The 22,681-nt window shown below is 36.6% G+C and carries 19 protein-coding genes; 15 read left to right on the forward strand and 4 right to left on the reverse strand.

Going from position 1 to position 22,681, the window contains the following annotated elements; translation table 11 throughout:
- Position 1: 1 nt before the first annotated feature.
- Positions 2-1,375, reverse strand: a complete 1,374-nt coding sequence (gene glmM / locus NTZ27_01455) for a phosphoglucosamine mutase (protein ID MCX6173403.1) — start codon at positions 1,373-1,375, stop codon at positions 2-4.
- Between the two features lie 103 nt (positions 1,376-1,478).
- On the opposite strand from glmM, the gene NTZ27_01460 reads away from it, so the two are divergent.
- From NTZ27_01460 to NTZ27_01525, 14 genes are all read left to right on the forward strand, one after another.
- Complete coding sequence (locus NTZ27_01460; protein ID MCX6173404.1) at positions 1,479-2,201, forward strand: endonuclease III; 723 nt, start codon at positions 1,479-1,481, stop codon at positions 2,199-2,201.
- Between the two features lie 229 nt (positions 2,202-2,430).
- Positions 2,431-3,144, forward strand: coding sequence for a lipoyl(octanoyl) transferase LipB (gene lipB / locus NTZ27_01465; GenBank protein MCX6173405.1), 714 nt, complete (start codon positions 2,431-2,433; stop codon positions 3,142-3,144).
- Positions 3,145-3,209: 65 nt separating this feature from the next.
- Positions 3,210-5,297, forward strand: a complete 2,088-nt coding sequence (locus NTZ27_01470; protein ID MCX6173406.1) for a dehydrogenase E1 component subunit alpha/beta — start codon at positions 3,210-3,212, stop codon at positions 5,295-5,297.
- 77 nt (positions 5,298-5,374) lie between these two features.
- Positions 5,375-6,979, forward strand: coding sequence for a 2-oxoglutarate dehydrogenase, E2 component, dihydrolipoamide succinyltransferase (gene sucB / locus NTZ27_01475; GenBank protein MCX6173407.1), 1,605 nt, complete (start codon positions 5,375-5,377; stop codon positions 6,977-6,979).
- A 62-nt stretch (positions 6,980-7,041) separates the two neighbouring features.
- Positions 7,042-7,944 carry a lipoyl synthase gene (lipA, locus tag NTZ27_01480; GenBank protein MCX6173408.1) on the forward strand — a complete coding sequence of 301 codons (903 nt, stop codon included), beginning with the start codon at positions 7,042-7,044 and terminating at the stop codon, positions 7,942-7,944.
- A 319-nt stretch (positions 7,945-8,263) separates the two neighbouring features.
- Positions 8,264-8,551 (forward strand): ferredoxin family protein, encoded by a 288-nt coding sequence (locus NTZ27_01485; GenBank protein MCX6173409.1) that lies wholly within the window; start codon positions 8,264-8,266, stop codon positions 8,549-8,551.
- The gene (locus NTZ27_01490) at positions 8,548-9,618 is read left to right on the forward strand and encodes a 3-methyl-2-oxobutanoate dehydrogenase subunit VorB (protein MCX6173410.1); all 1,071 of its coding nucleotides are present in this window, start codon (positions 8,548-8,550) and stop codon (positions 9,616-9,618) included. The genes NTZ27_01485 and NTZ27_01490 overlap by 4 nt, the downstream gene beginning before the upstream one ends.
- Positions 9,615-10,451 (forward strand): thiamine pyrophosphate-dependent enzyme, encoded by an 837-nt coding sequence (locus tag NTZ27_01495; GenBank protein MCX6173411.1) that lies wholly within the window; start codon positions 9,615-9,617, stop codon positions 10,449-10,451. The genes NTZ27_01490 and NTZ27_01495 overlap by 4 nt, the downstream gene beginning before the upstream one ends.
- A 2-nt stretch (positions 10,452-10,453) precedes the next feature.
- The gene (locus NTZ27_01500) at positions 10,454-11,008 is read left to right on the forward strand and encodes a 2-oxoacid:acceptor oxidoreductase family protein (GenBank protein MCX6173412.1); all 555 of its coding nucleotides are present in this window, start codon (positions 10,454-10,456) and stop codon (positions 11,006-11,008) included.
- A gap of 148 nt (positions 11,009-11,156) precedes the next feature.
- Positions 11,157-11,339, forward strand: a complete 183-nt coding sequence (locus NTZ27_01505; protein ID MCX6173413.1) for a hypothetical protein — start codon at positions 11,157-11,159, stop codon at positions 11,337-11,339.
- A gap of 2 nt (positions 11,340-11,341) precedes the next feature.
- Entirely contained in the window at positions 11,342-15,781 is a 4,440-nt protein-coding gene (locus tag NTZ27_01510) for a PAS domain S-box protein (protein MCX6173414.1), read from the forward strand.
- A 55-nt stretch (positions 15,782-15,836) separates the two neighbouring features.
- The gene (locus tag NTZ27_01515; GenBank protein ID MCX6173415.1) at positions 15,837-16,199 is read left to right on the forward strand and encodes a response regulator; all 363 of its coding nucleotides are present in this window, start codon (positions 15,837-15,839) and stop codon (positions 16,197-16,199) included.
- Positions 16,200-16,370: 171 nt separating this feature from the next.
- Positions 16,371-17,780, forward strand: coding sequence for a F0F1 ATP synthase subunit beta (gene atpD, locus NTZ27_01520; GenBank protein ID MCX6173416.1), 1,410 nt, complete (start codon positions 16,371-16,373; stop codon positions 17,778-17,780).
- 2 nt (positions 17,781-17,782) lie between these two features.
- On the forward strand, positions 17,783-18,199 hold the full coding sequence (locus tag NTZ27_01525; protein MCX6173417.1) for a F0F1 ATP synthase subunit epsilon: 417 nt from the start codon (positions 17,783-17,785) through the stop codon (positions 18,197-18,199).
- Positions 18,200-18,287: 88 nt separating this feature from the next.
- Here the strand turns inward: NTZ27_01525 and NTZ27_01530 are convergent, their stop codons facing one another.
- The 3 genes from NTZ27_01530 to NTZ27_01540 form a co-directional block, all read right to left on the reverse strand.
- The gene (locus tag NTZ27_01530; protein ID MCX6173418.1) at positions 18,288-18,899 is read right to left on the reverse strand and encodes a superoxide dismutase; all 612 of its coding nucleotides are present in this window, start codon (positions 18,897-18,899) and stop codon (positions 18,288-18,290) included.
- A gap of 115 nt (positions 18,900-19,014) precedes the next feature.
- Complete coding sequence (gene erpA, locus NTZ27_01535; protein MCX6173419.1) at positions 19,015-19,368, reverse strand: iron-sulfur cluster insertion protein ErpA; 354 nt, start codon at positions 19,366-19,368, stop codon at positions 19,015-19,017.
- A 17-nt stretch (positions 19,369-19,385) separates the two neighbouring features.
- Positions 19,386-19,688 (reverse strand): hypothetical protein, encoded by a 303-nt coding sequence (locus tag NTZ27_01540; GenBank protein ID MCX6173420.1) that lies wholly within the window; start codon positions 19,686-19,688, stop codon positions 19,386-19,388.
- A gap of 456 nt (positions 19,689-20,144) precedes the next feature.
- Between NTZ27_01540 and NTZ27_01545 the strand changes: the two genes are divergently transcribed.
- Complete coding sequence (locus NTZ27_01545; GenBank protein ID MCX6173421.1) at positions 20,145-22,670, forward strand: sodium-translocating pyrophosphatase; 2,526 nt, start codon at positions 20,145-20,147, stop codon at positions 22,668-22,670.
- Positions 22,671-22,681: the final 11 nt, after the last annotated feature.

Below are 22,681 nucleotides of genomic sequence, written 5' to 3' on the forward strand. Positions count from 1 at the left end.
ATTATCCAAAAGAAGAAATCTCTCTCACATATTTCTCCGCCAAACTCTCTGCATCTTCTTTTGTTTTCGCTTCAACAATACAGCGTATAATCGGTTCTGTGTTTGATTTTCTGAAATGTACCCAGTGATCATCAAAATCAATCCGTAATCCATCCTCAAGATTTATCTTTTCAAACTTGTACCGCTCAACAATTTTTTTAATTACATCATCCGGATTACGCGGTGCAGTTCCTTCAGGTACAGGGGCTAATTCAATTTTCTTCTTAACTATGAAGTATTGAGGTAAGGATTTTTTCAATCCGCTCATCTTTCCGCCGTACTCAATTAAGTGCTGAAGCATAATTATAGTTCCGGTAAGTGCATCTCTTCCAAACACAACTTGCGGTAAAATAACTCCGCCGCTTCCTTCGCCGCCGATAACCGCATCAACTTCTTTCATCTTCTTTACAACATTTGCCTCACCAACCGGAGCTCTGAAGACCTGGCATTCAAATCCTTTTGCAACATCTTCCACTGAGCGCGTTGTAGAAAGATTTACAACAACATTTCCTCTTTTCTTTTTGAGATAAAATTTAACTGCTTGTGTGATTGTATTTTCTTCGCCGAATGGTTCGCCCTTTTCGGTTATCAAAACTAACCGGTCAACATCAGGATCAACAACAATTCCTAAATCTGCTTTATGTTTTTTTACAGCATCCATTGTTGCAGTTAAATTTTCCGGTATCGGTTCAGGCAATCGCGGAAAGATTCCGGTTCTCTCGCAATTCATCTCGATCACTTTACAGCCAAGCTTACTCAACAACTTAGGCATCGAATAAGCCCCGGCGCCGTTTACGCAATCAAGTAAAACTCTAAATTTTCTTTTCCGGATCTTTGCAACATTTATATAATCCAACTTCAGAACTGCTTCAATATGATTATCCAAACCTTTTCTGTAACGAGTTACCTTACCTAATTTATCCCAGGCAGAAAATTTTTTATCTGTTTCATAAAGAAATTTCATCATGCCGACATTTTCTTCAGCGCTCATAAATTCACCATTGCCGTTGAGCAGCTTTAATGCATTCCATTCATTTGGATTATGACTAGCAGAAAGTTGAATTCCACCGACAGCATTAAGTTTTTTTACGTTGAACAAAACTGTCGGGGTTGGACAAATGCCGATATCTACAACATCGTTACCTTTTGCCATAAGTGTTCCGATAACAATGTTACGGACCATCTCACCGGAAATTCTTCCGTCACTTCCAACAATAATTTTTCCGCTGCCGCAGAAATCAGCATAAGCAGAAGTATAGTTCACCAAAACTTCCGGATCGAGTCCGTCGCCGATTATTCCTCTGATACCTGAAATGCTGACCATTAATGTTGGCATAACAACCTCTTAATTGCGAACCTGCCTGCTGGTAGGCAAGTTGAGAATTTAGAATTATATTCAAATGGAATTTAATAACTTTTCAGCGAAAATGATTTATTAAATGAAGACTCAAAAAGAATTTATCATAAGAACTAATTCGTTGCTTATTAAACATTTCGGTATTCCCAAACGAAATAAAAAGTTGCCTGATCCTCTTGATATGTTGATTGCAACAATTCTTTCTCAAAACACAAACGATAATAATTCTTATAAAGCATACCGAAATCTAAAAAGTCGTTATAAATCTTGGAATGAATTGTATGATGAAAAAAGAACAACAGTCGAAAAGATAATTAGAGTTGCCGGATTAGCCAGAGCAAAATCTACTGCAATAAAAAATGTTATCAGCCAACTTAATCGGTCAACAGGAAAAATATCTCTTGATCATATCAAAAAGTTCTCAAGTGAAGATGCAATTAATGAATTAACCAAGTACAAAGGAATCGGTGTGAAAACCGCTAGTTGTGTTTTGTTATTTGCACTGGATAGAAATGTCTGTCCTGTTGATACTCATGTTCACAGAACAACAAACCGAATTGGTATCGTTTCGGAAAAAACACCTGACAAGACATTTTTTGCACTCAATAAAAATTTTCCAGAAAGAATTGCTCATTCATTTCATACAAATCTTATTCGTCTCGGACGTGAAATTTGTAAACCAACAAATCCGAATTGCGGAATTTGTCCACTGCTCAAAATCTGTTGCTATCCCGACAAAAATTTTGATCTTAAGAAAGAAGGATCCAAACGGGATTTTATGCTGCTAGATAACGTGAACAAATAATTATGAATGATGAATTTTGAGTTATGAATTAAATAAACAGAAGTAAATTCTCCTCCCCAATACTAAGATAACAGACCACTAATTACTAACGACCAAAAATGAACGAACATGTAATAAAACTTGTTATAATTAGTAAAAAGGAACATAAGTTTGTTCTCAGAGCTCATATATTTATATTTCGGTAAAATTTTCCAATCAGAATCAATAATGGAAGCGGCGGCTAACGCGTATGGCGAATCAATCCACATATAGAACTTTTGATTACTGCGATCTCAGTATGATTGATTATAATCAAGCATGGGATTTGCAGAAAGAAATTTTTGATCTTCGTCATCGAAACGAAATTAACGATACACTTTTTCTGTTGGAACATCCGCATACTTACACTCTTGGAAAGGTAGCAGAGAAAGAAAATCTTATCAGTACGAGTGAGCAGTTACAAGAACTTGAAATCAGCGTTTATGAAATTGACCGAGGTGGAGATATTACTTATCATGGACCGGGACAGATAGTTGGGTATCCGATAATTAATTTAAGTGATTGGAAAGAAGATACACACGAATATTTACGCGCACTCGAAGAAGTAATAATCCAAACTTGTGCTGAGTATGGATTGAGTACAAATCGAAATCCAAAATATACTGGAGTGTGGCTTGGAGAGAAAAAAATTGCTGCGATCGGAATTAAGGTGAACAGATGGATTACAATGCACGGATTTGCTTTCAATGTGAACACTGATCTAAATTATTTCAGCGGAATAATCCCTTGCGGAATAAAAGATAAAGATGTTACTTCACTCCAACGTGAACTTGGAACAGAAATTAAATTGAGCGAAGTGAAAGAAAAACTTGTTAAGAATTTTCAAAAAGTTTTTGGTTATACTAAATTCATCATAAAAGAAAAAAGTAGTTATATAAAAGAGTTTGAAAAGATATCCTCGTGACGTGGTGTCTTGGTGGTTAAAACTTTACCGCAAAGACTCTAAGACACAAAGAAGGGAATAGATAAATGGCAAAAGAAATAAAATCAGAAATTACTATAGATAAAGGTAACGGTTCAATTCCAACCGGTAAGATTGATTCATTCGGCGGAATGACTAAAGATGAATTGATGAATGCTCTTCGTCTTATGAATCTTTCCCGCACGATGGATCATAAAGTAATGAACCTGCTTAAACAAGGTAAAGCATTTTTCCATATTGCCGGCGCAGGACATGAAGCAACACAAATCGCTTTTGGACTTGCAATGAAAAAAGGAACTGACTGGGCTTTCCCTTATTATCGAGATATGGGTTTGATGTTGACTCTTGGTTCAAAACCGGAAGATATTTTTCTTGGATTCCTTGGTAAAGAAAACGATCCGATGACAGGCGGAAGACAGATGCCGTGTCATTGGTCATCTAAAGAATTCAATGTCCCTACTCAATCCAGCCCAACTGGAACTCAGTTTTTACAAGCTGTCGGCGCTGCCCTTGCGATAAGGAAAAAAGGAATCAACGGCGTTGTTTATGTAAGCAGCGGAGAAGGAACAACATCTCAAGGTGAATTTCATGAAGCTGTTAATTGGGCCAGCCGTGAAAAACTGCCTGTTGTGTTTGTTATTCAAAATAATAAATGGGCTATTTCGGTTCCGGTTAAATATCAAACCGCAGGAAAAGATTCTTTGATAAGCGAGATGATGAAAGGTTTCGAAAATCTTTTACGAATTGAAGTTGATGGAACTGATTTTCTACAAGTTAATGTTGTTGCCCAATCGGCATTCAAATATGCACGTCAGGGTAAAGGTCCTGTTTTAGTTGAAGCACACGTAGTGAGATTACTCTCTCATTCATCTTCTGACGACCAGAGAAAATATCGTCCTGATGAATCGTTAAAAGAAGATTTGAAAAAAGATCCAATTGATCTTTTCTCAAACGTTTTATTAAAGAAAGAAATATTAACCGAGCTCGCTTATGATGAATTCAAAAAAGAAATTACGCGGCATGTAAATGATGCAGCTGATTGGGCATTGAAACAAGAAGAACCAAAACCCGAATCAGCAATAAGATTTGTTCTTGATGAATCCGGTAAACGAGATCGTCTCGAATATGAAAAAGGAAAGATTGATGGTAAACAGGTTGTATTGGTTGATGCAATTAACCACGCGTTAAAAGAAGAGATGGATCGCAACAATAAAATTTATGTTTTTGGTGAAGATGTCGCAGATGGTAAGGGCGGAGTTTTTACTTCTACAAAAGGTCTTTCAACAAAATTTGGAAACGATAGAGTTTTTAATTCACCGCTTGCAGAAGCAAGTATTGTAGGTGTTGCAATTGGTATGGCATTAAGCGGATTGAAACCATGTGTTGAAATTCAATTTGGAGATTATATCTGGCCTGCATTTATGCAGTTCCGCGATGAAATGGTGATGTATCGTTACCGCTCAAATAATTTATTTGAAGCGCCGGTAGTTACACGTGTTGCAGTCGGTGGATATATTCACGGCGGATTATATCACAGTCAAAATATTGAAGGATTTTTTGCTCACATGCCCGGATTGCTGATAGCATATCCATCAAATGCGGCTGATGCAAAAGGATTATTAAAAACTGCTCTGCGAATAAACGATCCGGTACTTTTCTTAGAACACAAAGGTTTGTACCGCCAAAGTTATGCTTCATCAGTTGAACCTGATGCTGATTATTTATTACCATTTGGGAAAGCGAAAGTAGTAAGAGAAGGAAATGATCTTTCGATAATTACTTACGGCGCAATGGTGCATGAATCTAATTTTGCTGTGAAGAAATTAGAAGATGACGGATACTCAGTAGAAATTATTGATATAAGAACAATAGCACCTCTTGATGTTGATACAATTTATAAGTCAGTAAAGAAAACAGGTAAAGCGATTGTTATTCATGAAGATACTTTAACAGCAGGATTTGGTGCTGAGATTGCAGCACTTATAACCGAGAACTGTTTTGAATCTCTTGACGGACCTGTAAAAAGGATTGGTGCTTTAGATGCGCCGATTCCCTTTGCCCCAAATTTAGAACAAGCAATTCTTCCTACAAGAGAAAAAATTTATAAATCACTTAAACAATTATTGGAATATTAAACTGTAGCGCAGAATAGTATTCTGCGCGCAAAAATATGCACAGATTATGAATCTATGCTACATTACTCGGAGAAGAAATGAAAGTTGATGTTGTAATGCCAAAAATGGGTGAGAGTATTAACGAAGGAACGTTGTTAAAATGGCATAAAAAGAAAGGTGATAGAGTTAAGAAAGATGAGATCATATATGAAATAAGTACGGATAAAGTTGATACGGAAATTCCAAGCTCTGAAGATGGTATCTTGATCGATATTAAAGTATTTGAGCAGGAAACCGTTGAAGTTGGAACTGTTGTAGCAGTAATTGAGACCAACGGGGAAGTTGCATCCGTTCAAGCAGAAGAAAAGAAAGTTGAAATTCCATCAACGACACAAGTAGGTGATGAATTAATTGATGTACCGATGCCTAAGATGGGCGAGTCAGTAATGGAAGGAACGATTTTGAAGTGGCATAAAAAAGTTGGTGATAAAGTTCAACGAGATGAAATTATTTTTGAAATAAGTACTGATAAAGTTGATACTGAAGTTCCTTCTCCTGTAGATGGTACACTTGCAGAAATTCTTTTTGGTGAAAACTCAACAGTTGAAGTCGGAGTTGCAGTTGCAAAAATTTTATCAAGCAGTGGAATAGTTAAACCGAAACTCGAACAGAAAATAGAACATGAGCAAGATCCCGTCAAAGATACGCCGGGCAAGCAAGAGCATGAGCAAGAAAAAAAATATATAAATATTTCCAACCAAAGAAAACCGATTGTTACGTCAAACAGATTTTATTCTCCACTCGTTCTTAGCATTGCTCGTACTGAAGGGATTTCTATGAGCGAGTTAGAAACTATACCGGGCAACGGTATTGGAGGAAGATTATCTAAAAACGATCTTCTCAGTTATATCCAAAGTGGGAAGAGCGGTAGTGTTTTATTTTCTAAAACAGAATCTGATTCTATTCCCGCAACTTCATCGCCAAAAAAAACTACCGGGCAAAGAGAAGAAATTATTCCGATGGATAATAATCGGCAGAGAATCATGCATCACATGTTAAATAGCAAAAATACTTCAGTTCATGTTTCTGCTATAATTGAAGTTGATATGTCGCGCATATACAACTTCATCGAAAAAAACCGCGATACATTTACTAATGAAGGTATTAAACTTACTTATATGCCGTTCATTTCATTTGCTGTAATAAAAGGATTGAAAGAATTTCCGTTGATGAATTCTTCCATTGACGGTAATAATATTGTGATGAAGAAATATATCAATCTGGGTATAGCTGTTGCAGTTGAACCAAACGGATTGATTGTACCAAATATTAAAAATGCTGATGAAAAAAACATACGCGGACTTGCTAAATCAATTGCCGATATTGGAAACAGAGCGCGGACAAAAAAACTTGTCCCCGATGATATAGTTGACGGAACATTTTCAATTACAAACTATGGAGTATTCGGTTCTTTGTTCGGAACACCGATCATCAATCAGCCAGAAGTTGGAATTCTGGGCATCGGTGCTGTTACAAAGAAACCGGTAGTTATTGAAAGCAATGGAATTGAAAGCATTGCAATCAAACCAATGATGTATCTTTCGCTAAGTCATGATCATCGTCTTGTTGATGGAATGCTTGGTGGAAAATTTTTGAAATCAGTAAAAGAAACTTTAGAAAATTTTGATACAAATTTAGTTTAAGATCAAGATCACGAGTTTACCCGCCGTTCTTTTGACGGGCAAGATCAAGAAGGAAAATTTTAATGATTAATCAACACCAGAAAAAATTTGCAGAAACAATTGAAAAGGAAAGACCGGAACTCGGCAAACGTCCCGATTGGTTAAAAGTCCGTTTACCAACAGGACAAAATTACAGAGAAGTTCACGAGTTGATGCGTAAATCAAAATTGAATACGGTTTGCGAAGAAGCAAAATGTCCTAATCTGGCAGAATGTTGGAATAATAGAACAGCAACATTTATGATTTTAGGTGATACATGTACACGAAGCTGCGGCTTCTGCAATATTAAAGTTGGAATACCAAACGAACTTGATCTCGATGAGCCCCGACGAGTAGCTGAATCTGTGGAAGCACTTAATCTTAAACATGTTGTTATAACTTCGGTTGATCGGGATGAACTGAAAGACGGCGGCGCTTCGATTTTTTCTGAAACTGTTAGATTGATTCGCGAAAGAATGCCGGCAACAACAATTGAAATATTAATTCCCGATTTCAAGGGTGAAGAAGAATCATTCAAAATAATTTTACAAAACCCTCCGGATATTCTTAACCATAATCTTGAAACAGTTCATCGTCTTTATCACGGTGTTCGCCCGCAAGCAAAGTATGACCGCAGTTTGGAATTGATCCGATGGTTTAAGAATCGTGGATTAAGAACAAAAAGTGGAATTATGGTTGGCATTGGCGAGACAAAAGAAGAAGTAGTTGAACTGATAAATGATCTCTACGATCATGGCTGCGATATAATGACAATCGGTCAATATCTTCAACCGACAAAAAATCATTTACCGGTTCATCGTTATGTTACTCTTGATGAGTTTAAGTTTTACAAAGATTGCGGTCTGCAGCTTGGTTTGAAAGCTGTAGAATCATCACCGCTTGTTCGGAGTTCCTATCATGCAGATAAACATGCAGAATTAGTCTGAACTGCAATAGCAAGTAGATTGAATTAATAGCCAATCTTTTCTCATTTTTTTTCTCCTCATTCTCATTTCTGAAAAGTAACTTATAAGTCTTAATTCATATTTATAATAATTATTTAAAGGAATCGTTTTTCAGAAATAATTACTATTTTTTAGCAGTAAATTTTAGGGAAGTTGTTATATCTTTGGCACGTTAGTTTCTGATGGTTTGGTAATCAATATGAGTAAAATCATAATCGAAATAAATAAACTCAATAAAACCAGAGAGAAAAGGTTATAGCAATGCTGTAACCTTTTTTGTTTAATAAGCTAAGGTAAATTTATGGCAAAAGTAAAAGGTGATATCATAATAGATATCGAGAAATGTAAAGGATGCGAACTTTGCGCTGCATCTTGCCCTCAAGAATCACTTGAGCTATCACGCAAATTGAACTCGAAGGGCTATCATTACATAGTTAAGATTATAGATAACTGTACCGGTTGTATAAATTGTGCTTTAGTTTGTCCTGACGGTGTAATTAAAGTATATCGTAAAACAGAAAAGAAAAAAGCAAACATTGCAACAATTACAAATGTAACCGGTGATATGACAGTAACGGTGAACGCATGAAAGAATTAAAATTAATGAAAGGAAATGAAGCTCTTGCTGAAGCAGCAATCCTTGCAGGCTGCGACGGATATTTTGGGTATCCCATAACACCTCAATCAGAAATTTTAGAATACTTAACACAAGATGCACGAAAGAGAACGGGGATGGTTGTTCTTCAAGCCGAAAGTGAAGTTGCAGCTATCAATATGATTTACGGTGCTGCAGGAACAGGCAAAAAAGTAATGACATCTTCATCATCACCCGGAATAAGTTTGATGCAGGAAGGAATTTCATATATCGCTTGTGCGGAACTTCCATGCTTGCTTGTTAATGTTGTGCGAGGAGGTCCGGGACTCGGAACAATCCAACCTTCACAAGGTGATTATTTTCAAGCAGTAAAAGGAGGCGGGCATGGAGATTATAAAATGATTGTTCTCGCACCATCAACTGTTCAGGAAATGGTTGACCATGTTAAATTAGGATTTGATCTTGCTTTCAAATGGAGAAATCCGGTTATGATTTTAACTGATGGTGCTCTTGGGCAAATGATGGAAAAAGTTCAACTGCCTGCACAATTACCAAGATCAACAGAAGATCCTACGTGGGCAACAGTAGGTAAACCGAAAACTCGTGAAAGAAATATTTTAACATCGCTTCATATACAGCCGGATAAAATGCAGGAAATAAATCTGCATCTGCAAAAAAAATACAGAGATATTGAAAAAGAAGAAATTAGATTTGAAAAATTTCAATGCGATAATGCAGAAATGATTTTAGTAGCATTCGGATTGGTAGCGCGCATTTGTCAGAAAGCTGCACAGCTTGCAAGAGAAAAAGGAATTAAAGTTGGTGTGTTCAGACCAATAACTTTATTCCCTTATCCATATAATGAATTGAATAAACTAGCTGATCAAGTAAAAGGATTCTTAACTGTTGAAATGAATGCAGGCCAAATGGTTGAAGATGTACGTCTTGCTGTTAACGGAAAAGTACCGGTAGAATTTCTTGGAAGAATGGGAGGAATTATTCCCACACCGGAAGAAATTTTACATAAGCTGGAAGAAAAATTTGTAGGAGAAATGGTATGAATGAAAAAACTATGACTGAAGAACAACATTATGCAGATGTAATTGCAGAAGAGAGCATATGCACAAATGAAAATTTAGTTTTCGAAAAAACTAATGTTTTAACGGATACACCTATGCATTACTGCCCAGGTTGCGGACATGGTGTTGCTCATAGATTAATCGCTGAAGCAATTGATGAATTAGATATCCAGGATAAAACTATTGGCGTTGCACCGGTTGGCTGTTCAGTATTTATGTACAACTATATGGATATTGATATGACAGAAGCTCCTCACGGACGAGCATCTGCAGTTGCAACAGGAATAAAAAGAGTATTGCCTGATAAATATGTTTTCTCTTATCAAGGTGATGGCGATTTAGCTGCTATAGGAACGGGAGAAACTATTCATACATGTAACCGTGGTGAAAATATTCTGATAGTATTTATCAACAATGGAATTTATGGAATGACCGGCGGACAAATGGCGCCAACAACTCTGGTTGGAATGAAAACAACTACAACTCCATTCGGAAGAGAAGTTGAAGTGATGGGAAATCCATTAAAGATTACTGAATTGATCGCACAACTTCCCGGAGTATATTATTGTACTCGAGTTGCCGTAAATAATCCGGTTAATGTCCGCAGAGCAAAAAAAGCAATTCTTAATGGATTTAAATATCAAGAGTTGAAAAAAGGATTAAGTTTTATTGAAGTCGTCTCGAACTGTCCTTCGAACTGGAAAATGACTCCGGTAGATTCGAATAAATGGATGGAAGAAAATATGTTTCCTTTCTATCCGCTTGGAGATTTAAAAGTACCAGCTAACCAACCTGCGGCAGGTAAAGGAGAATAATTATGCAAGAAGAAATTATCATAGCAGGATTTGGCGGACAAGGTGTTTTATCAATGGGACAAATTCTTTGTTACAGCGGTGTAATGGAAAATAAAGAAGTAAGCTGGATGCCTTCTTACGGGCCGGAAATGCGCGGCGGAACTGCAAATTGTATTGCAATTATAAGTGATCAAAAAATCAGTTCTCCTATTCTAACAAAGTTTGATACTGTAATCGCACTCAATCAACCATCGTTAGATAAATTTGAACAAGCTGTAAAACCGGGCGGACTTTTAATTTATGAAGCAAGCACGATTTTAAATCCACCAAAGAGAACAGATATAGATATCATTCCAATTGAAGCAGCGAACGAAGCAACAAAATTGAAAAATTCTAAAGTAATGAACATGATAGTACTTGGTGCATTCCTACAGAAAAAACCAATCATCAAGATGGAAAATATTATTGAAGGGATTAAGAAAGTTCTTCCGGAAAGATATCACCATCTCATTCCACTCAACAAGCAAGCTCTTGAAAAGGGAAGACAGTTAGCTCAGAATATAGGTGTTACAGTATAATTTGATCAGAACCTCGAAGGTTTTAAAATAACCTTCGAGGTTACTTACCTACAGACCATAACATCCGAAAAAGGTTTACTTCTCACTTTATAATTCCATCTCGATTCTTTTTTAGTTATCTTTTATTCAACTTAGTTCCTGGTGATTGATGAAATCAACTTACATCCAACTCTCAGTTGCATTTTCATATTCTCTAGAAAAACTTTTCTACTCTTATATAATAGACAAATCAACTCAAAATCCATTAAGAAAAACAAAAGGCACTTTTGCAACAATTAATCACAATGCTGTTTCCCATACTTTAAACCAAAAAAATAAGGAAGGTTATTAAGCATGATAAATTATGGGAGTAAAGAAACAGGTAAGCCCGTTCTATTCACTCTACTCTTTGGTTTATTAACATCTGGAGTTGGTATAATTGCTATACTTGGCTGGATCTTAGGTGTTCCTCTATTAGCAAGCTTTAATTCCGATTTTATTCCAATGGCGCCTAGCACTGCGTTTTTGTTCATATCGTTTGGTATTGCAATTTTATTCAGCGCGCAATTTCCTAAAACCAGTTGGTTTTACAAAGCAGGAATTATTATTTGTTCAATAGGTACGTTGATTTCTCTAATCTTGCTTTTTCTTTCTTCTTTTGGAATACATCCCGCGGTTGAACACAGCGGGTTCAAAATAGAAGGATTAATCTCCGGAACACCATATGGGCATATTTCTCCGTTGACCGCTTTTTGTTTTGTTCTTGCCGGTTTATCATTTCTTATTTCACAATCGTTGGAACGGCAGAAGCTAATGCTTGCCGCCCTCTCTTCTGCTTTTTTAGTTATCCTGATCTCAATCATACTTTTATTAGCTCATCTTTTTGGTACGCCGCTTTTTTATGGTACTCAATTTATTCCGCCAGCTCTTTCAACTTCACTTGCTTTATTCTTTCTTGGAATAGCACTGATAGCATTGATAAGTCCAAAAATATGGCAATATAAAAGTGAACATGATGCCGCTTCAACAAGATCATTCATAATCCTCATCTCGGTTTTTGTAGTTCTGGCAACTGGAATTATATCAGCGGGGTACCTTTATTATAAATACAATGAAAAAGAATTTAGATTGGAAAAAGAGCAAGAACTTTCTTCTGTTGCAGATTTGAAAATAAGTGAACTCACTCACATACGAAAGGAGTGGGTTGAGGACGCTTCTCTATTTTACGAGAACATAGTTTTTTCTACTCTTGTTGACCGCTATTTTAATAATCAAAAAGATATTTTGGCGCATCGGCAGCTTCAAACATGGCTGAGCCGTTTCAAGATTGTAAATAAATATAATAAGTTGAGTCTGCTTGATGCTAATGGCATTGAACGATTTACTGAACCCGATTCACCCAAACTACACTCATCCACTTATAAAGATAAATTTTCTGAAACTATAAAATCTGGTAAGATTACAATTGTTGATTTTTACAGAAATGAATACGATCAACATATTTATCTTAACATATTAGTACCCATTGCCGATCCTAAAAATAGTAAGCGCATTAATGGTGTTCTATCATTACGGATAGATCCGGAAGAATATCTTTATCCGTATATCAAAAGTTGGCCAACACCAAGTAAAACATCCGAGACTATACTCGTTCGAAGAGAAGGTGATGATGTTCTCTTTTTGAATGAGGTTAAGTTAAAACAGAACACAGCTCTTTCACTTCGTATTTCTCTTCAGAAAAAACATTTTCCTGCTGTTAAAGCGGTGCAGGGAGAAGAGGGAATTGTTGAAGGTTATGACTACAGAGATGTGCTCGTACTTGCAGATATACACCATGTACCAAACTCAACATGGTTCCTTGTTACTAAAATTGACATTGCTGAAGTATATGAACCGCTAACAGAAAGACTTTGGATGATGATTTTTCTGATTACTGCTCTTCTCTTTGGTGCCGGTACAAGTGTAGCTGTAGTTTGGCGGCATCAGCGTGCGCGCTTTTATCAGGAAAGGTTTCAATCTGCCGAGACTTTGCGAGATAGTTACGAATTGTTGGAAAAAGTTTTCAACAATACTCATATTATGATGGCTTACCTTGATCCTAAATTTAATTTCATTAGAGTTAATCAAGCGTATGCAGAAGCCGACGAACATACGCCGGATTATTATCTAGGCAAAAACCATTTTGCACTTTTCCCTTATGCAGAAAATGAAACTCTTTTCCGTAATGTTGTGGATACCGGTCAGACCCTAACAGTTTTTGCTAAACCTTTTGAGTATGCCGAACATCCTGAACGCGGAATTTCTTATTGGGATTGGAGTCTCCAACCCGTAAAAGCGAGTGATGGTTCTGTAACTGCTCTTGTTTTTAGTCTTATCAATGTTACTAAACATATGCAATCACAAGAATGGATACAAAAACTGAACCGTGTTTATGCTGTTCTTAGCAATATCAATCAAGCAATTGTTCGTATTCATGATATTGATCGATTATTCAATGAGATTTGCCGCATTGCAATTGAAGAAGGTAAATTCCGAATGGTATGGATTGGAATGATCAATCCGCAAACCAACATGGTTGATGTTGTTGCCTCTGCCGGATTGACGGAGGATTATCTGAATAAAATAAAAATTGATCTGAACGATAAAAAACAAATCGAGGGACCTACACTAAAAACTCTTAGATATGGTCATTATACTATTTCGAACGATATTGCAACTGATGAGAATATGCTTCCGTGGCGTGAAGAAGCACTTAAGCTTGGGTATAGGTCGTCAGCTTCATTACCAATAAAAGTTTTAGGAACAGTGCGCGGCGTGATCAAATTATACTCGGACGAGGTAGAATTTTTTGCTGAAGATGAAATTAAACTCCTCGATGAAATGGCGATGGATGTTTCATTTGCACTTGAATTTATTGAACACGAAGCCAAACGCAAACAAGCAGAGGAATTTCTTTTGAAGTTTAGATTGGGAGTTGAGCGGTCCGGTGATGCAGTCTTGTTAACCGATCCGGATGGAACAATTGTTTATGTGAATCCTGCATTCGAAAACATTTTTGGCTACACTAAAGAAGAAGCTGTTGGTAAAACACCGCGCATCTTGAAGTCCGGTACTTTGAATCAAGAATATTATAAAAACTTTTGGAACGACTTACTTACTAAAAAAGCTGTAACCCACGAAATAATAAATAAAACAAAAGATGGGCGACTGTTGAGTATTGAAGCTTCGGTCAATCCGATAATTAATGAGCGTGGAGAAATTATTGGACATCTCGCCATTGAGCGAGATATCACCGGACGCAAACGTGCTGAAAAGACGCTACAAGAAAGCGAAGCAAGCCTTGCAAAGGCTCAGCGAATCGCTCATATTGGAAGTTGGGAATTGGATATTTTTACTCATAAATTATTTTGGTCAGAGGAAGTATATAGAATATTTGGTTTTGAAATTGGTGCCTATAGTCTTACAATGGAAGCATTTTTCGAAAGTGTACATCCCGATGACAGGGTACTTATGAATGAAGTAACACAGGCATCCTGGTATGAAAAAAAACCCTTCGATGTTGATCATCGGATTATCTTACCAAATGGAAAGGTGCGCGTTGTACATGAAATGGCAGAAGTTATTTTTAATGATACTGGGCAGCCAATTAAGATGGTCGGCACTGTACAAGATATTACTGATCGAAAGCTGGCGGAAGAAGAAATAGTTTCTCAAAAAAATAGATTTGAACAATTGTTCGAGAATTCACCGATTGCAATTGTTTTATTAGACGATCAAGATAAAGTTGTTCAAATCAACGAATCGTTTTCAGTTATGTTCGGTTATTTCCTCGAAGAAGTTAGAGGACAGGCGCTAAATGACATAATAGTTCCTCCTGAATTGAAAGAGGAAGCTAAGAGCTATTCAGATCAAACAAGTAAAGGCAATCAGATAAATAAAGAAAGTTACCGGAAGAGAAAAGATGGTTCTAATGTTTTTGTCCAAATTATTGGGGTGCCTGTAGCAGTAAATGACAAGACAGTTGGTATATATGGCATGTACGTGGATCTGACTCAACGAAAAGAAGCCGAAGAAAAAATGAAATTAGCTAAAGAGTTAGCAGAGCAATCTGACAAATTAAAATCAGAATTTCTTGCACAAATGTCGCACGAAATTAGAACTCCTATAAATATAATGGCTGGGAATGTAGATTATCTTAAAGATTTATTTAGTGAAAAAACGAATACAGAAGCTAGCGAATGTTTTGATGGAATTGATCTGGCTTCGAAAAGAATTATTAGAACTGTAGATTTGATACTTAATGTGGCTGAACTACAAACCAGCGGTTATAAACCACACTTTATAAAAGTTGATAATTCCCAGATACTGAATAAATTGTATAAGGAACATCAACTCTCAGCCAAACAGAAAGGATTAGAACTGATTTACAAATGCGAGTTAAAGGAAGCCAAAACTTTAGCAGATGAATACAGTGTAACTCAAATCTTTGCCAACTTGATTGATAATGCCCTCAAGTACACAAAAAAGGGTAAAGTAGAAATACTTTTAGGAAAGAATAAAACTGGTAATATTATGGTTGAGGTAAAAGATACGGGCATCGGAATGAGTAAAGAATTTCTTTCGAAAATATTTGATCCGTTTGTTCAAGAAGAGCAAGGTTATAGCAGAAGTTATGAAGGTAACGGACTTGGCTTAACGCTCACTAAAAAATATTGTGATATCAATAATGCAATCATAGAAGTAGAGAGTGAAAAAAATGTAGGTTCAACTTTTAGAGTAATATTTAAGAGTTAGATCATGATCTTGTTCATGATCATGATCAAGAGCAATGACAATTGAGGAGACTCAAATGAAGAAAATGTTAATAATAGAAGATGATATTCTATCTCAAGATGTTATGAGAAGGATTTTTAAGAGTGATTTTGAAATGGATATGTGCGAATCCGCAGAAGAATATTATGAAAAATACTCGAATAAGAATTACGATATTATAATAATGGATATATCCTTAAAAGGAAAAAAGCATGGATTTGACCTGACTAAAGAGATTAAAGCATCACCCTCGTTTACTGGTACACCTATTCTATGTTTAACCGCACATGCCGAGATGAAGGCAAGAAAGATAGCAATGGAATCCGGTACTGATCTTTTTATTACTAAACCGGTTGCTACAAAAGTTCTCAGAGAAGCTGTAGCTTCCTTAATCAAGTAAAACTCATGAACAGTTTGTCATGAGTAAAAGTTTGATTAGTCTCCGTAAAGTTCTTACGAAATTTTTCATTTATTAAGTAAATTTATAAATCTCATTCGAGCTTCTGCTTTTTGGAAATCACCTCATTCTTTCATAATTTTCCGCACAAAATTTTGAACAGAAGGATTTAAAATGGCTCATAATGAAGGGGTAATAGCACAGGTCATCGGTCCCGTAGTGGATATTGATTTTCAAGACGGATACCTACCGGCAATTTTCAATGCTATAAAAATTCCAAGAAGAAATTTGGAAGGAATAGATGAAGAATTAACTGTTGAAGCACAGCAGCATCTTGGCGAAAACAGAGTCCGAACAGTAGCAATGGACACTACAGATGGTCTGGTTCGCGGTATGAAAGCAATTGATACAGGCGGTCCAATATCTGTTCCTGTTGGTGCAGAAACTTTAGGAAGATTAATTAATGTTATTGGTGATGGAATTGACGGACTGGGAGAAATTAAATCTAAAAAGAGATATGCAATTCACCGCCACTCACCAAAGTTCGAAAATCTTTCTACACGGCAGGAAATGTTTGAGACAGGAATTAAAGTTATTGATCTACTCGAACCATATTCAAAAGGCGGAAAGACAGGATTATTCGGCGGAGCCGGTGTTGGTAAAACTGTTATCATACAAGAATTAATTCACAACATTGCAAAACAGCACGGCGGTTATTCTGTATTTGCCGGCGTTGGTGAAAGAACAAGAGAAGGAAATGATCTCTGGCTTGAAATGAAAGAGAGCGGTGTTCTAAACAAAACGGCACTTGTGTTCGGACAAATGAACGAACCACCGGGAGCGCGTTTGAGAATTGGTCTAGCAGGTTTAGCTATTGCAGAATATTTCCGTGATGAAGAAGAACGCGATGTACTTTTATTTATTGATAACATTTTCCGTTTTACTCAAGCCGGATCAGAAGTATCAGCATTACTTGGACGAATGCCGTCTGCAGTAGGTTATCAACCAAATCTTGCATCTGAAATGGGCGAACTTCAAGAAAGAATTACATCAACAGATAAAGGATCAATCACATCTGTCCAAGCTATTTACGTTCCGGCAGATGATTTAACAGATCCCGCTCCGGCAACTGCATTCTCTCACTTAGATGCTACAACAGTATTATCACGTCAAATTTCTGAACTCGGTATTTATCCTGCAGTTGATCCTCTCGATTCTACATCAAGAATTCTTCAGCCTGATATTGTAGGACAGGAACATTACAACGTTGCAAAACAAGTTAAAGAAGTTCTTCAAGCGTACAAAGATCTTCAAGACATTATTAATATTCTCGGTATGGATGAGCTTTCAGAAGAAGATAAAGTTACAGTACGACGTGCAAGAAGAATTCAAAGATTCTTAAGTCAACCTTTCTTTGTTGCAGAACAGTTCACAGGATTTGCCGGTAAGTATGTTAAGATCGAAGATACAATAAGAAGTTTCAAAGAAATTCTTGAAGGCAAACATGATAATTTACCCGAGCAGGCTTTTATGTATGTCGGAACTATAGAAGAAGCTGTTGAAAAAGCAAAGAGTATGCAATAAAGATGAAAGAAATTTTTGTTGAAATAATTACTCCTTCAAAGAGCGTTTACAAAGGTTTGATAAAATCAATAACTATTCCCGGGACACTCGGAAATTTTCAAGTGTTATTCAATCATGCACCGATGTTAAGTACATTTGAAATCGGGAAAATAAAATTGAATGACACTAATGATAAAGAGATTGAGTATGCTACAAGTGGTGGGACAGTAGAAGTAAATGATAATAAAATTTTAATTCTTGCAGACAGCGCTGAAACTTCAGATGAGATTGATATTGAACGTGCGAAAAAATCATTAGAGCGCGCAAAGGAAAGATTGGCAAGCAGAAACAAAGGTGATATTGATATACTGAGGGCTGAACTTTCACTTCAAAGAGCAATTAATAGAATGAAGTTTGTGAATGCAAGTTTTAGCAACTAGCTATTGGCAGTTAGCTTTTAGCATTTAGTTTTAAAAGAAAAAACCCCAACTACGGTTGGGGTTTTTATTTTTGTCGGATTCATTAATTTTATTTAGCAGAAGCAAATCTCTTAGCTACTTCATCCCAGTTCACAACATTCCACCAGGAAGCAATATAATCCGGTCTTCGGTTTTGGTAATGCAAGTAATAAGCATGTTCCCAAACATCAAGAGTTAATAATGGTGTCCCTTTCACTTCAGTTACATCCATTAAAGGATTATCTTGATTTGGTGTTGATGTTACAACAAGTTTTCCACCGGAAAGAACCAACCATGCCCAGCCGGAACCAAAACGTGTTGCGCCTGCAGTTGAAAATAATTCTTTAAATTTATCAAACAAACCAAATGTACTGTTGATTGCATCAGCAAGTGCACCGGATGGTTGACCGCCTTTAGCCGGACCCATTACCTGCCAGAACATGTTGTGATTAAAAACTCCACCGCCGTTATTTCTAATTGCTGGAGGTGCTTTAGAAATGTTCTTGAAAATTTCTTCCAAAGATTTACCTGCTAATTCAGTATTGCTTTCAAGAGCTTTGTTTAAGTTATTAACATAAGCTGCATGATGTTTATCGTGATGTATTTCCATTGTGCGCGCATCAATGTGCGGTTCCAATGCATCGAATGCATATGGAAGCGGCGCCAATTCAAATTTACTCATTGTTATACTCCTAACTATTTTATGATTTAATTTATTTGTTATTGCATCAACTTTTTTTATTCCGCTTGCAACGGTTAGCAATCCAAGCGATGTTAAAAATTTTTTTCTATCCATATTAAACTCCAAACGATTCGCCGCAACCGCAAGTCTTGGTTGCATTAGGATTATTAAATACAAAACCTTTACCATTCAGACCATCGCTGAAATCCAGAATTGTTCCGCTTAGATAAAAGAAACTTTTTCCATCAACAACAAGTTTAATTCCTTCTTTTTCGATGATGGTATCGCCGTCTTTTACATCACCGTCAAACCCAAGCTGATAGGTCATACCGGAACATCCACCGCCTTTTACACCGATGCGGAGTGCGTAATCTGAAGGGATACTATTTTCTTCTTTTATTTGTTTTACTTGCTTAATTGCTTTTTCTGTAATGTCAATTTCAGTTTGGACATTAACTTGATCGTTCACTATGAAACTCCTTTCAATTAGGATTTACTTTTTTGTTCGTCTATTTGTATAACATTATTCCCCAAAGAAAAATTCACTTTCCAGGCATTGTTAGACATTTTTTTTAATTCACCGGTATCTTCAAGCTTTTGAATAAAATCATAAGCTACTTTTTCTGCTTGTGAGTATTTAATCCGAATGTCTTTCTTATCGAAATAACTTTTGATGGCATATTGAATATCGCGAAAGAAAATGTTGGAGTTTAGGTATAATCGGTATTTTTCCTTCATAAATTTGAAGAAAATTGATTTATTCGAAGTAAGATCGTTTAATAGATCCATAATTAATCCTAATATTATTTCCGATTGATGTTATCTGAATGTGGAATAAGTGAGTCTAAAATAACTACGCAAAGTTATGAAATACTAACCACTTTTTTGTTTTTTGTTGAAGAAATCATAGATTTGTATCCAAGATTAACAATCGTTAATCTTTCAATTTGGTCAACGACCGCTATTATGTCTATCTGAACTCAGAGATATTCTTTCTTTGATTCAAAACAAATTTGGATTATTTTCTGTTGTTAATGGAATTTTATTAACAAGTTTTTACAACGAAATTCCAGCGGAAATGTAAGCTTTAGATTTCGAAATAATGAGAATTGAATGCCATTATTTGAAAAAAATAAATCATTTTATCATAACAAGACTTACAATTCTACCAATCCTTATCTATGAAAATCTATTAATTAACTTATTCATTAATGATAAATCAATACTAAAACATATGGGAGGTCTATGAAAAGAATCAAAGAACTTCTCCGTTCTAGAACCACCAAACGGTATTATCTCCTCTTTATGATGATTGCATTTGCAGTTGGATTTGTTTGGCTGCCCGGCTCATCAGATGCATCATCGCAAGTTGTAGAAGAAGCTAAGAAGTTTGTTCCATTTTCTCTTTTTACCGATCCAAAGTATTCACCGATTGAAGTGATTGCTCTTTTTGTAGTATTAGGAATTGCAATTTCGGGATTACTTTATGCTTTGTTGCTTGTAAAACAAGTTATGAAAGCTGATAGCGGTACAAAGAAGATGCAAGAAATTGCTGCTGCTGTACGTGAAGGAGCTAATGCTTATTTAGCGGCTCAATTTAAAAAAATCGGTCCGCTCATTGTTATCATAACCATACTCCTTTTTGTAACATACACAGGTAGCCAAGGCGCTTTCCGTTGGGGACGTTCCGGTGCATTCTTAGTTGGTTCATTGTTCAGCTGGCTTGTAGGATTTGTTGGAATGCGTCTGGCAACACAAGGAAATTTACGAGTAGCTGCCGCGGCAAAAAGAAGTTACGGCGAAGCTATGCAGCTTGGTTATAGAACAGGAACTATTACCGGTATGTTAACTGATGGTCTTGGTCTTCTTGGCGGAACAATAATCTTTTTACTTTTTGGTGATCTTGCTTACGAAGCATTACTCGGTTTTGGATTCGGAGGAACTTTACTAGCATTATTCATGAGAGTTGGCGGCGGTATCTATACAAAAGCAGCAGATGTTGGTGCTGATCTTGTCGGTAAAGTTGAAAAAGATATTCCTGAAGATGATCCGCGTAATGCCGCAACAATTGCTGATAACGTTGGTGATAATGTAGGCGATTGCGCAGGTATGGCTGCAGATATTTTTGAGAGTTATGAAGTAACAATAGTTGCAGCAATGATTCTTGGTATGTCAACATTCGGTCATAAAGGAGTAATCTTTCCATTGTTAGTTCGCGGTATCGGTGTTCTTGGTTCAATCATTAGTACTTACACTGTGAAAGCCGGACCAAACGATACATCAGATACAGCACTTAAAAGTGTCCATCGCGGGTTCTGGATCGGATCTATGATCAGTGTTCTTGGATTCTTTTTACTCGGATTCGGTTACTTGCATTTTGATGCAAATTATTTTTTGAATAATCCAATGGCTCTTGCAGGATTTCCAAACGGAGATCCGGCTAACTTAGGATGGTTCGCAAATTTTGGAATGATGGGTTTGGATTTACGTCCAGCTTATACTTGTTTGATCGGAGTTTTTCTGGCAATCGCATTAAATAAATTAACAAGCTACTACACACACACAAGCCATGCACCGGTAAAAAGTTTGGCAAAATCTTGTCAGACCGGACATGCAACAAACATCATTCAAGGATTTGCAGTTGGTTATGAAAGTACTGTTGCAGCAATCGTTGTTATTGCAATTGCTATTCTACTTTCAGTTTTAGTTTATGCCGGAACGCCGCCTCTCTTTATTGCATACGGTGTAGCTATGACCGGTATCGGTATGCTTACACTAACCGGTAATACAATTTCGATGGATGTTTTTGGACCAGTAGCAGATAATGCAAATGGTATTGGTGAGATGGGCTACGATAAAGAAGAAATGGAAAAAGCACAACCCGGAAGTTATAAGAGAGCAAGGCAAATTCTTTCTGATCTTGATGCTGTTGGCAATACAACAAAAGCTGAAACAAAGGGAATTGCAATTGGCTCCGCTGTAATTGCTGCTGTATCGTTGTTCTCCAGTTTCATAGCTATTATTGCTGTGGGAAGTGAAGAGAAAATTAATATGATGACGGTTAGTCAATATCTTACTGAAGCTGGAAAGATTACAGTTGCTAATCCAACAGTGTTCATCGGATTCTTAATTGGCGGCGCTGTTCCATTCTTGTTCAGTTCAATGTTGATTCGCGCGGTTGGGCGTGCTGCTTTTTATATTGTTAACGAATGCCGGATTCAATTCCGCGATAAAGAAATTTGGGCCGGAACAAAGAAACCTGATTACGGCAGAGTTGTAAATATTTGTACAGTTACTGCTCAGAAAGAATTAATTGGTCCTGGGATCCTTGCAATAATGACTCCAATTTTTGTAGGATTTATTTTAGGTCCTTATGCACTTGGCGGATTTTTAGCTGGAATGATTCTGGTTGGTCAGTTACTTGCAGTATTCATGGCTAATGCCGGCGGTGCATGGGATAATGCTAAGAAGATGATAGAAGATGGTCTTTATGGCGGTAAAGGTTCTGAAGCTCATAAAGCTGCAGTAACCGGCGATACAGTTGGCGATCCTTTAAAAGATACTGCCGGACCTGCGATCAATCCATTGATAAAAGTTATGAACATGGTTAGTTTATTAGCGCTTGGACTTGTTCTAAACTATAATTTAATTGCACCGAAATCAGATGGAAGAGTAATCGGAGTAATTGTTGTTCTTGTCTGTGCTGCTGCAATTGGATGGGCTATATGGCAAAGTAAACGAGATACAGGTGATTTTGAAATTGAATCGTAGTAATGAATAAA

It is taken from the genome of Ignavibacteriales bacterium (assembly GCA_026390775.1).
Lineage (GTDB): Bacteria > Bacteroidota > Ignavibacteria > Ignavibacteriales > Melioribacteraceae > Fen-1258.